Origin of the sequence: Pseudohongiella spirulinae, from assembly GCF_001444425.1 — a bacterium.
In the GTDB taxonomy this organism is placed as follows: Bacteria; Pseudomonadota; Gammaproteobacteria; order Pseudomonadales; family Pseudohongiellaceae; genus Pseudohongiella; species Pseudohongiella spirulinae.
Window position 1 is genome coordinate 3,105,446 of record NZ_CP013189.1, and the last position, 12,695, is coordinate 3,118,140.

General features: G+C 54.2%; 8 protein-coding genes. 5 read left to right on the top strand and 3 right to left on the bottom strand.

Features of this window, described 5'->3' with window-relative positions:
• Positions 1 to 12: 12 nt before the first annotated feature.
• Positions 13 to 894: a serine hydrolase gene (locus PS2015_RS14255; protein ID WP_082628158.1), complete on the bottom strand. Its 882-nt coding sequence runs from the start codon at positions 892 to 894 to the stop codon at positions 13 to 15.
• Between the two features lie 68 nt (positions 895 to 962).
• Here PS2015_RS14255 and PS2015_RS14260 point away from each other — a divergent pair, with 68 nt between their 5' ends.
• Complete coding sequence (locus PS2015_RS14260; protein ID WP_058022856.1) at positions 963 to 2,063, top strand: ADP-ribosylglycohydrolase family protein; 1,101 nt, start codon at positions 963 to 965, stop codon at positions 2,061 to 2,063.
• Here PS2015_RS14260 and PS2015_RS14265 read toward each other — a convergent pair.
• Positions 2,041 to 4,635 (bottom strand): M14 metallopeptidase family protein, encoded by a 2,595-nt coding sequence (locus tag PS2015_RS14265; protein ID WP_058022857.1) that lies wholly within the window; start codon positions 4,633 to 4,635, stop codon positions 2,041 to 2,043. The two genes, PS2015_RS14260 and PS2015_RS14265, sit on opposite strands and share 23 nt — an antisense overlap.
• A 146-nt stretch (positions 4,636 to 4,781) precedes the next feature.
• Between PS2015_RS14265 and PS2015_RS14270 the strand changes: the two genes are divergently transcribed.
• Genes PS2015_RS14270 through PS2015_RS14285 form a run of 4 tightly spaced genes read left to right on the top strand, consistent with a single transcriptional unit; the run spans position 4,782 to position 11,812 of the window.
• Entirely contained in the window at positions 4,782 to 5,882 is a 1,101-nt protein-coding gene (locus tag PS2015_RS14270) for an HD-GYP domain-containing protein (RefSeq protein WP_058022858.1), read from the top strand.
• A gap of 26 nt (positions 5,883 to 5,908) precedes the next feature.
• Positions 5,909 to 9,559 (top strand): PAS domain S-box protein, encoded by a 3,651-nt coding sequence (locus PS2015_RS14275; protein WP_058022859.1) that lies wholly within the window; start codon positions 5,909 to 5,911, stop codon positions 9,557 to 9,559.
• Positions 9,552 to 11,111 carry a sensor histidine kinase gene (locus PS2015_RS14280; protein ID WP_058022860.1) on the top strand — a complete coding sequence of 520 codons (1,560 nt, stop codon included), beginning with the start codon at positions 9,552 to 9,554 and terminating at the stop codon, positions 11,109 to 11,111. The genes PS2015_RS14275 and PS2015_RS14280 overlap by 8 nt, the downstream gene beginning before the upstream one ends.
• Positions 11,108 to 11,812 carry a response regulator transcription factor gene (locus PS2015_RS14285; protein ID WP_058022861.1) on the top strand — a complete coding sequence of 235 codons (705 nt, stop codon included), beginning with the start codon at positions 11,108 to 11,110 and terminating at the stop codon, positions 11,810 to 11,812. Before PS2015_RS14280 ends, PS2015_RS14285 begins: the two co-directional genes overlap by 4 nt.
• On the opposite strand, the gene PS2015_RS14290 is transcribed toward PS2015_RS14285, so the two are convergent.
• On the bottom strand, positions 11,781 to 12,638 hold the full coding sequence (locus PS2015_RS14290) for a delta-class carbonic anhydrase (RefSeq protein ID WP_058022862.1): 858 nt from the start codon (positions 12,636 to 12,638) through the stop codon (positions 11,781 to 11,783). The two genes, PS2015_RS14285 and PS2015_RS14290, sit on opposite strands and share 32 nt — an antisense overlap.
• Between the last annotated feature and the right edge of the window lie 57 nt (positions 12,639 to 12,695).

Genomic DNA, 12,695 nt, shown 5'->3' on the forward strand with positions numbered 1-12,695 from the left:
GACCGGGATCTCTCAGCGGCCCAGGTGCCGGTAGATGGTGCTGGTTATTTCTGCTACCAGGGGATTCAGCAATGCCTGAGAAGCATCAAAGTCGCTGCCTTTCAGGTTCTCGGTGAATATCGCGACAGCCAATGTGCTGTCCGGCAACATAATGAAGCCAATATCATGTGACACCGGACCATTCTCACCGGTCTTGTGAGCCACTTTCACGCCATCTGGCACCCCGGCTGCGATTTTTGTTCGCACGGTCTGAGCTGACAACCACCTCATAATCTGATCGCGTGAGTCATCGCTCAGCAAGGTGCCGCTATAGATCGCTGTGAGCAGCGCCAGCGCATCAGGCGCATTGATATAATTATCTTTGGCGGGCGGCTCAGGCGCTTCAAACATCTTGCGACCAAAGTGCATCAGCTCCAGCCCCAGCTGCGCAGCCAGCCCTGCCATGGCCGGGTAACCCACTACATCAACCAGTACGTTGGTCGCGGTATTATCACTGATAGTGACAGTCAATTCGGCAAGTCGACCCAGCGTCACGTCCTGAGGCTGCGCTTCCTCCTGCAACACCCCGTATCCACCCACCACATCTGCCGGCGAGACTGTGGTTGTCTGCTGCAAAGTGAGCAGGCCGGCATCCACCTGTTGCATCAGAGACGCAACCAGCAGCATTTTGATGGTTGATGCCGGAGCATACGACAGAGCATCTCCCATCAACAGCGTTGCACCAGCAGAGCCGCCTTCCAGTGCGCTGACGCCGACCGACACCCGGATACCCTGATCCCCGGCTTGCTGCAGGGTTTCGCGCAGCTCCGCCTGCAGCGAATTAAAGTCTGCCGATGCCGGTGCAATCCAGCAGGCAGCGAGAAGTACCGCCATCCATTTCCGAAAGCAAGCCATCAGAAATACTCCTGTTCAGGTGATCCAAAACATCAGGACCAGCGTTTTTTTTACTGAGGTGAACAAACTTGCATACACTATCCTACCAGCGTAGCGCAGCCGCGCTAAGAACTTTGTTCGTGGCCGACGCACTTGCCATGCCAGTTCACTGGTATTACAGCGTCGCGGATATATTCCGGGCTTTCCCGGGGGGCATACAGCGCCTGGAGGCCGCGCCTGCCAGACACCCTTCGTCAATCATGTCCCTGCACTCGACAGCTGGTGGGGGCCGGCATCATGGGAAACCGGCACCTTCCAGGCAGGAAGTTGTCGGGACACTAATCCTGAAGGGCCGCCATGAATTTTGGAACCAGAGAAGTATTCATTACCATCAGGGCATGCAGGCCGGCGAGAACACTCTGAATGCGCATTGCGCTCGCGTGCTGATGCGCTGCCTGGCCGCAAACGGCGGCGAATACAAACCGCAAGCTTTTCTGCAGGACTATATTGCGTTCATGACTGCCGATCCGCCACAACATAATGACACCTATGCAGAATCCTATCATCGTGGTTTTTTCGCCAACCTGCAGCGTGGGTTGCCACCTGAACGGTGCGCCGCAATAACGCATGATACGCCGTCTATTGGCGGACTGGTCACAATCGCGCCGTTAGTTCTGAGCCAACGTATTGGCGGCATCGGGCTGGATACCGTCAGGTCGAATGTCCAGACCCATCTGAGCCTGACCCATCCTGACGCGCTGCTGGCGCAGCTTTGTGACGCCTATGTGGTTCTGATTGATCAGCTATTATCTCGCGATTTAAACACACACCCTCAGGAGATAATCGCTGACATTGCAAGCGCCAGCATCGGTCTGAATCTACCAAGGTTGATCGCCAGCCAGCCGGATGACCGGGAAGTCATCGGCCGCCGGTTCTCCAGCGCCTGTTACATTGATGGCGCCTGGCCTGGTGTTTTATACCTGCTGTATAAATACTATGACAAGGCCGGTCAGGCATTGCTGGCCAACACCAATCTGGGCGGGGACAATGTGCACAGAGGAGCAGTACTGGGCGCGCTGCTGGGCCTAATCGGCGGACAGACGATTGAGGCGTGGTACACGCAACTGCATGACCACGCCGCTATCGACTCAGAGATTCAGAGACTGCTTACTGAGCCGTCGCCGCACTGATGGTATGGCCAAAAAACACTGCGTTCATAAACAACCGGGTGGTGCCATACCAGAAAGCGCGGAAGTTGGGATTATCAGTCATGGCAATCACCCGGCCGCTGCCCTGACGGCTGACCACAATCGCAGCCGTACCGGCAATTTTCTCCAGGTTCTCTGCGGAAATATAACCAGCAGCCAGGGGATCATCTGAATAAATCAGTGGTGTCGCATAGGGATTATCAGCCACTGCCATAAATTGGGCGTTGTCCCTGAAGACCCTGATCAATGCCGAGTTATAGCCATACCCCAGGGGATGCGTCAGATCCAGTCGGGCATTAAAAATGCTGCCACTGATCAATTGTTCTCCGCTGTCTCTGACCTGTTCCGCATAAGAACGAAGTGCCTGGTCACCCTCTTCATCCTCAATGAGCTTGATTGACGCCAGCTCCTCTCTGGCCGCCCAGGCAAGTGCTGTCTTGTAAACAATCAGCGTTCCACCGTCCTGCACCCAGGACTTGATAGCCGCAGCGTCGACTCCGGAATAATTACCACTGGCCATGACCAGCACATTGTAACGGTGCAAATCAGCCTGCCGAAGGCGCGGAATAGTAAGCAGGGACACTGGCATGGCAAATTTCTGGTCCAGTGCGTGCCAGGCTTCACCCACTTCGGAGGCCCGCACACCCTCACCCACCACAATGGCGATCTCCGGCTTGCGCAGATTCGCGTGGCTGCGACTACCCAGATCAATGCCCTGTTGACTCAAGCCACTATTGAGCACATACACTGACAGGCCATCATCCTGAGACGCCTGTTGCATAAGCTCACGAATCGTTTCCTGAGACACATCCTGCGGCCCGGCTGCCACCAGCACTGTCCCGTAGTCAAACTCACGCGCGCCATCGCTGGTCATTGCCGTAAATGGTTCAGTTGCGACACGCGCCCTGACCCCAGCGTCCAACAGTCGATAAAGCGCTCGGGGCGCGTAGAACTCATCCCACTCAAAAGCGTAGACATAGGCATCCTGCGGTCCGACCAGCTGACCTGCAGGCAGGTCATCGATATCTATCTGGACGCCAAGCAAACCCGCATTGAATTGTCTGCGCTCCAGGGCTGCAAATGGCGTGTTAAACGCGAAAGGGAAGGTCCAGGCCGAAATATCGTAAAACAGAGTATCGGGGAACTCTGTTCGCTGCTCAAACACTGACTCGATAAGACGATACTGATCCTGTTCCAGCGGGACAATGTACGCGCGACCTGCTTCGAAGCGCTGCTCACCCACTTGCAGATCTGACGCCAGTTCGTGTACCGCAATTTGATGACGACGTAAAATTTCAGCCATGCGGTAGGCACTGGCTCGATCCGCGCTGTCACCAAACACATAAGCTTTCACTGGCGACTGACCGGCCAGTTCGCGGGACTCCTGATAGAAGGATTGCTTATATGTCAGCAACTCTTCACGCAAAGCCAGCGCGCCCTGCAGCGTCGACAACGAACTCAGGAATTGATTCTGAATAGTAAACGGAAAGCGCAGGATGCCGTTTTCTGTCTCGCGCGCGTGACCACGCGAGCTGGCCTGTTCAAACAATATGCCAACACTACCGGTAACATCCGGATAGGTCGAGCCTTTGCCGTAATAGAAGTCGTCAAAGCTTTCCCGTGTGTAAAACAGGCGCTGATCTGCTTCCAGGACACGCGCATGATATTGTCCAATCGCGTCGGTCAACTCCTGATTGCGTACTGGAGTAATGGGGTGTGTCCGTGACGGAATGCCTGGCTGGAAAAAGAATGTGGCATCAGACCCCATCTCATGATGATCAGTCAGCACATTCGGGCGCCAGCGATAGTAATTCTGAATGCGGGCAATGCTCTCAGGATGTTGTAGCGGCAGCCAGTCGCGGTTCAGATCAAACCAGAAGTGATTGGTCCGGCCACCGGGCCAGGGTTCGTTATGCTCCAGGTTGTGCGGGTCTGTCGAAGGCACATTGATTGCGCGCCGACTGTTGACCCAGTTGGCAAAACGGTCCGTGCCATCCGGGTTAAAGGCCGGGTCGACCAGAATAATGGCATTGTCCAGAGCTGCCTCGATTTCCGCGCCCTGAGCGGCAGCCAGATGATAAACATATAGAAGCGCGGCATTGTTACCACTGGGCTCGTTACCATGAACACTGTAACCCTGGTACAGAACAACCGGCATATCACTGACATCAACCACATCAGTTGATGATGCCAGTTGCAAGTGACGCTGGCGGATGGATTCCAGATTGTCGTGATTCTGCGGCGAGGTAATGGTCAACATCACCAGCTCGCGATTCTCGTAACTGCGACCGGTTCGTTCAATGCTGACACGATCGGATGCGGCCGCCACGGCATCCATATAGCGAACCAGCTGGTCATGTCGCACATGCCATTCACCTGGCACCATACCCAGTACCTGCTCCGGAGTAGGTATGGCTGAGTCATACTGTACTCCCTGCGGCAGGTAGTATGACATTTCCGCCCGGGCATCACCGGGATTCTGGGCCCATACTGATGTACTGGCCACCAGTAAGACAAGTGCTGCAAGCTGGTGTATCAACCGTCTGCTCGTCATATCTGACTCCTGAACACGTATAAAAACTGGTTATGCCCCGATCATCCATGCTTGAGCACATGAATGTCAACGAAACGCGAACGGCGTCACAATTGTAGAGCCATTTTTACTGGATCTGGCGGGAGACGCGGGCGTATGATTGATGCATGAAAAGCAATTCAGCAAATATCCTGGTTGTCGACGACGATCCGGGCAATATTGCCCTGATCGGAGAGGTCTTACATGATCAATTTCAGGTCAAGGTAGCCAACAACGGCCCACGCGCTCTGGAACTAGCCACAATTTCACCACAGCCTGATCTGATCCTTCTGGATGTGATGATGCCCCAGATGGATGGCTATCAGGTTCTGGAACAACTCAGGGCTTCTCCTGATACCCACGATATTCCCGTTATCTTTGTGACCGCGCTGGATACTGATGATAACGAACTCAGCGGTTTCAGGCTGGGTGCGGTCGACTACATCACCAAGCCGGTTATGCCGCAATTGCTGCTGGCCAGGGTAAACACGCATCTGGAACTCAAGGCGGCACGGGACAGCCTGCGCAATCAGAACGATTGGCTGGAAGCGGAAGTGCACAGACGCATGCAGGAGAATGATCTCATTCAACTGGTCAGTATTCGTGCATTGGCGCACCTGGCTGAAACCCGGGACCAGGAGACTGGCAACCACATTCTGCGCACCCAAGCCTATGTCAACTCGCTGGCCAGAGCGCTGTGCGAGCATCCTGATTATGCCGAACTGCTCGACGATCACAGTATCGAAATCATTACCCGCTCTGCCCCCTTGCATGACATTGGTAAAGTTGGCATACCCGACCATATCCTGCAAAAACCGGGTCCGCTGACCGACAGCGAGTGGAAGGTCATGCAGACACATGCTGAGCTGGGCGCAAAAGCGATTGAATTGGCGGAGCTGGACATCGACCAGCCGGTTGAGTTCCTGACAGTGGCCAAGGAAATAGCCCGCTGGCACCATGAACGCTGGGACGGCAGCGGTTACCCCGATGGACTGGCAGGCAATGACATACCAATATCCGCCCGCCTGATGGCCATTGCTGACGTGTTTGATGCCCTGATTACCGAACGGGTTTACAAACCAGCCATGTCGCCGGAAAACGCCAGAATCATCATTCTGAAAAGCCGGGGCAGCCACTTCGACCCGATGCTTGTAGATACTTTCGACAGCGTATTTGACGACTTCAAGAACATCGCTCTGCGTTACCGGGACCCTCCAGAAACCGGCTGAACGCCAAACGTGACCAGGTGCCTACCGTGGAAACACCATCGTTTATAGATTTCACCTATTCTTTGATCGTCAATGCCGCCCTGTTGCTGGGCATTATTCAGGTGATGGGCATGATGGCCTTTCGGCGGCATTCTCAGTTGCGGGACCTGCCCATCTGGGGCATGGGACTGCTGGTCGGTGCTGTTGGCGTTTTGCTTATCGAAGTCAGTGCAACCCTATTGCCCGGCGTTATATTCGACACCCGTTCAGTGCTGCTCTCGTTAAGCGGCCTGTTTCTGGGCACGCTGCCGACCCTCATAGCCATGGGCATCGTCTCTGCGTATCGATATTTTTATGTTGGCGGTGAAGCCGCACTGGTTGGAGTGGGCGTTGCACTGGAGGCCGGTCTGATCGGACTGCTGTTCCGGCATCTGATCCACAACCGGCCAGAGCGCATCAGCATGCTTCATCTGCTGATAATGGGCATCCTGGTCCACCTGTTGATGCTCGCATTGATGTTAGGGCTCGAGACAGAAACCGCCCGGACAGTGCTGCAGACCATCACGGTGCCGGTCATGTTGATGTACCCACCCCTGACAGTTGTACTCGGCCTGATGCTGCTTGACTACCTGCAGCGCCGCCGCGATGTGGAGAGCCTGCGGGAGCAGGAGTCACGCTACCACAGCATGTTTGAAAACAATCACTCTGTGATGCTGATCATCGACCCTGATACCGGCGGCATCTTTGACGCCAATGCAGCCGCTGCCAGATTTTATGGGTGGCCGATCGAAAAGCTCAGGTCCATGTTCATGTCTGACATTAATACACTGTCTGCAGAGCAAGTGCGCGCGGAGATGTACAAAGCCCACGCCGAACAACGCAATCGCTTTGAATTCCGGCACCGTCAGGCAGATGGGCGCATTATCGACGTTGAGGTGTTCAGCGGGCCATTGCAAATCAGTGGCAAACACTATCTGTATTCTATTATCCACGACATCAGCGCCCGCCGCGAAGCCGAGCAGGCTCTGCAAGTCAGCGAACAACAAAGGCAAAAAGAACAAGTCGCCGCGCGCGCCGAGCTCGAGCGCGATCGTCAGCGCCTGCGCAACATCATCTGGGGAGCTGATGTTGGCACCTGGGAATGGAATGTGCAAACCGGCGAAGTTCGTATTAATGAACGCTGGGCGGAGATCGCCGGCTACACTCTGGAAGAGTTGCAGCCGATCGACATCACCACATGGGACAGACTGGTCCACCCGGATGATCTGGCCCTGGCCTCCGCCATAATGGACCGGCATTTCGAAGGAAAACAGGACAACTACGAATGCGAAGTGCGTATGCGGCACAAAAATGGCGACTGGGTGTGGATTCTGGATCGCGGCCGACTTCTAACACGGACAGACGATGGCAAACCGGAATGGATGGCCGGCACTCACCTCGAAATCACGGCCCGCAAACAGGCACAACAGCAACTGGAAAAACTGGCGCTGACAGTCGAGCAAAGCCCCGAAAGCATCGTCATCACGGACAGCGATGCCAATATTGAATATGTTAACAAAGCGTTTATTGAAACAACCGGCTACACCCCTGACGAGGTCATCGGACAGAACCCTCGCATACTGCACTCGGGAAAAACACCACCAGATACTTACAAGGCCATGTGGAGTGCGTTGACACGAGGTGAAGCCTGGAAAGGTGAATTCATGAATCGGCGCAAGGACGGCACCGAGTACCCCGAATTTGCCATCCTTACCCCACTAAGAAATGCCGAAGGTGTGACCACACACTACGTGGCCATCAAAGAAGACATCACCGAGAAGAAACGTATCGGCCAGGAACTGGACGCGCACCGGCATCATCTGGAAAACCTGGTGGCAACTCGCACTGCCGAACTGGAAGAGGCCCGCCAGCATGCCGATGCAGCCAATGCCGCAAAAAGCGCCTTCCTGGCCAATATGTCGCATGAGATCCGCACACCACTGAACGCTATTCTGGGACTGACCCATCTGATGCGCAAAGATGCCGGTCCGGTTCAGACAGAACGGCTGAGAAAAATCGATAGCGCCGGACGTCATTTATTATCCATCATTAACGATATCCTGGATATTTCGAAAATTGAAGCCGGCCGCCTGCAACTGGATGTTGAAGACTTTCACCTGTCGTCCGTGATTGACAATGTGGTTTCAATAATTCGGGAGCAGGCAAAAGCCAAGGGACTAACCATTACAAGTGACCCGGACTCGGTACCATTATGGCTAAAAGGGGATGCAACCCGGATTCGGCAGGGACTGCTTAACTTTGCCACCAACGCCGTCAAATTCACTGAGCGCGGTACGGTTAGTCTGAGCGCGGACTTGCTGGAAGAAGATGATGAAGGACTGTTAGTGAAATTCCAGGTTACCGATACCGGCATCGGCATAACCAAAGACAAGCTGGAGCTCTTGTTTCAGCCGTTTGAACAGGGTGATATTTCCACAACACGCAAGTACGGTGGCACAGGACTTGGACTGGCCATCACACGGCAACTGGCAAGTCTGATGAGCGGCGAAGTCGGCGCTGACAGTGAACCAGGAAAGGGTAGCCGTTTTTGGTTCACGGTACGCTTACAACGCGGCCACGGCACCGACACAGACTCACAGCCTCACGCTGTCGCTGCGGAACAAAAATTGCGCAGCCAGGGTGCAACTTACAAACTGTTGCTGGTGGAAGACAACGAAATCAATCGTGAGGTGGCGCTGGAGCTTTTGTACGCAGTCAATCTGAATGTTGAAACCGCCGTTGATGGCCAGGAAGCCTATGACAAAACACGCCAGCAGCAGTACGACCTGGTTCTGATGGATATGCAGATGCCGCGCGTCGACGGCCTGGAAGCGACTCAGTTAATCCGCAAGTTACCAGGCTGGGCAGGTATTCCCATTCTGGCCATGACCGCCAACGCCTTTGAAGAAGATCGCAAAGCCTGTGAGCAGGCAGGTATGAACGATTTCATCGCTAAACCGGTCGACCCCGAAGTGCTCTATAGCGTGCTACTGAAGTGGCTTCCGTCACAAGGGCGTGTCCGTCAAAACAAAACGCAGATCGCGCCTGCTACCCCCCCGGGAGCGAACACCTCCGCGGGCGAACATAGTGCGCCAGGCAATATAAAAAGCATCGACCTGGTGCACGGCCTCAGAATGGCTCAGAACAAGACAGAGCTACTGCTCCGCTTACTGGGGCTTTTTCTGGGTCAGCATAAAAGCGATCCAGCGCAGTTGCGACGCTTGATCAGTTCCGGTGACAGCAGCGCCATCAGGGAAATTGCCCATACCTTAAAAAGCGCGGCGGCTAATGTCGGTGCCATTCAGGTTGCCGAGCTGGCTTCACTCGCTCAAACGTCTGCCCGAAATGGCGACGCAAATCTGGCAAAATATACCTTGCTCCTGGCCGAAGAGCTGGAGTCGGTGATCGACGAGCTGCAATCAAAGCTACCTGCGAGCGCTGGTATTGTCGATGCGCCTGATCCACTGATGGGCGCGACCCTCAAAACACAGCTTATACATCTGCTGCAGGCCGGCGATATAGATGCCAGACAGTTTGCTGAAACGCATCACCTGGCGCTTGAATCCATGCTGGGCAAGACAGCGTATTCCAAATTAGCAGATGCAATACAACGCTTCGACTATGAGTCAGCACTGGAATCAGTAAACACAGATGATTAAAACCAAGCTTTACGCCTTCGGCGCCATCACGGCCATAGTACTGCTGGTTGCCCTGATAGCGGCGGCTCTGACGGCGCAACTGACCCGACAAAATCTTATTCAGAGCACCATGGCTCAGTCCTTGTTGGTGGAGCATCAGCAGCTTTCCAGTATTTCTTATCGCCTGTTCAAACAATTGACCGATGAACTCATTTTCGGCCAGAACGCCAATCAGGCAGATGTTCGCAATAAACAGGAGCAGATCAACCAGTCATTAAACCGGATCCGGGTATTGGAGGTGCAACAACGCGAAGCCCTGGGTGCCGAGGCGACCCAGGGAAGTGTCGAGGACACGGAAGATCTGGCGACCCTCATCCAGTTTATCATAGACGAATTTCAAGTCATCGTCGCCAGTGGAGACTCTGCACCACTGGCCAATCAGGGCCGCCTGCAACGATTACTTGAGGTAACTATCGATAACCAGTTTCGTGAATCGATCAATTCCGCGGTCACTCGTCAGAGCAATGTGGTCTCTGCGATCAATGCCCGCATAGATACACTCAACACCAGTATTGTCTGGTTCACGATCGCGCTGGGAACACTCTCTCTGCCGCTTATTGTTATCGGATGCGTCTGGTTGTTCAACCAGTTGTATCAGCCGTTGCATGCCATCAAGGCAGGCACTGATGCCATCGCGGCTGGCAACTTTGACTACCGGCTCTCGGAGAACATGGATCGTGAATTCCGCCACATCGGAGAGGCTTTTAATTCCATGGCCAAAAGACTGGCGGAGCATGAGTCACAGGGCGAGCAATCGAGGCGTCAACTCGAGTTTGAAGTCGAAAAACGTACAAGAGAAATCATTGATGCCAACCAGCGCCTGACCGCGATTGACAACAAACGCCGCCAATTTCTCGCTGATCTGAGTCATGAGTTGCGAACACCTCTTACCATCATAAGGGGCGAGGCTCAGGTGACTCTCAGGCAATCCGATACTGACCTGCAAACCTATCGCCAGACGCTTGACACCGTGCTGGCTCAGGCTGTCAGCCTCAGCCGCCTTGTTGATGATCTGCTGCTGTTGGCGCGGGCTGAAATCAGCCAGCTAGTGCTGGACTTCGAACAGTGCAATGTCGCTCAGTGGCTGGAAGGTCAAATGGAACACTGGTTGCGATTCGCCCGCGACCATCGACTGCACTGGGCTGTTGACCCGTCCGTTGAGAATTGTCTTATCCGTGCTGACTCGCAACGCCTGGCGCAGGTATTAGCCATCCTGATTGACAATGCCTGCAAATATTCGCCCACCGGCAGCAGCATCCATGTTTCTGCCAGTGCAAATGACAACGGTGTAAGTTTCATCATCAAGGATGAAGGTGAGGGCATTGCTCCGTCTGATGTCGGACATGTTTTTGAGCGCTTTGTGCGTATCAGCCGCAAAGGCGAAGGTGCAGGGCTGGGCCTGGCCATCGCCAAAACCATTGTCGATGCGCATGGTGGTGATATACATGTAGACTCGCTACAACGTGAGGGATCAACATTCACCATCTGGCTGCCGCGCGAGTCTCTGACATGAAAATCCTGATTGCCGACGACGAAAAGTCTCTGCTCAATTTCTTGCTTCGTGGTTTAAACGCTGAGGGCTACGAATGCAGCGGCGTCAGCACACTTGACGAGATACCCGTGATCGTCAAAACATTGAATCCTGAACTTGTCATTCTTGATCGGCTGTTTGGTGAACAAGACAGTCTCAATTCCCTCACATCCATTCGCAGGGCGGCACCCGACGCCATGATCCTGCTGCTTACGGCACTGGATGATGTGAACGAGCGTGTCGCTGGCTTGCGGCAAGGTGCTGATGATTATCTGTGCAAGCCCTTTGATTTCGAGGAGCTGCTGGCACGTATTGAAGCCCTGGGTCGCAGAGTGTCAAAACACGATCTCCCCACCGAAACTGAGCTTGTGCTGGGACCATTGAGAATCGACCGGGCTGGTCATATTGTCTACATCGACAATGAAGAATTACAGCTGACCCGGATTGAGTTTGACCTGTTGCTTTACCTGGCTGAGAACCACAACAAAGTACTGTCCCGGGAACGCATTCTGAACAGAGTGTGGGGATCACAATCGGACCCGATGACAAACATCATTGATGTCTATATCAGCCGCCTGCGACAGAAAATTGATCCCCCGCAGCTGTCCTCATATATTCAGACGCTGCGGGGGCATGGTTACCGCTTGCGCATCAGTGAATTGGCGACAGCAGATCAGGATTGATAACCAGATTGCGTACGCCGTGCGCACCGGCTTCGTCAAAAGTATTGTCATTGCACCACTCACCTACCGTCTCAATATCGACATAGGCAACATTCGGGCGCACACTCCAGCTCACTTGCAGGGGTGAGGCCTGCTCATTGTAAGACGGACCGGTTGTCGATCCGGTATACTGAATCGGCGTGCCCGTGTTGGTCAACATATTGAGGGGCTGATGGTAGCCACTTTTAACATCATGAGCTGCCAGCTCATTGAAATCGAGGGCGCTGCGATCGTTGACCAGCACAAAAACCTGGCCCTCTACATGCAGCTGGGGATTCATGGTGGCATCAGACAGACAGGCACCCAGTGTAGGGCCGGGGTTTATCTGTGCTGAAGAAAACACATAGTGTGCTTCGATTGTATCTCCCGGCATCAACGAACCGTGCTCTGTCGGGCAGATCTGTGCGCTGGTCGCCTGCAATTGGGCTGCTGTGAGCGTGCCATTGTACACAAAGCCGGTATTATGACCGTGACCATCGCCATTACCCGCATAGCTTGTGAACTCACCTCCGCGATGTTCCGCGTTTTTGTGAAAATGGATATTGCATAGATTCATCTGAGCCGGATCCAGTGCTTTACTGAATACCCGCAAATTGTTGCCGGCAGTCTGTGTCAGATCACGTGGCGACTGAGGGCCAAACCCAAGTCCGTCAGTGTTGGCTGCCAGAGAGTGGCGCTGCTGTTCAATGACACTGTCAGGAACATGTTGCGGGGTATCGTCAGCGTAAAGAGTACCGGTCACACTCAACCCGGCTGCCGCTGCCACTGCCAGTTTCAATAAATGCATAGTCAAACACCTCCTGTGGATTTCTTAACGGCGTCCAGCCTATCCGAAGGAGCTTAA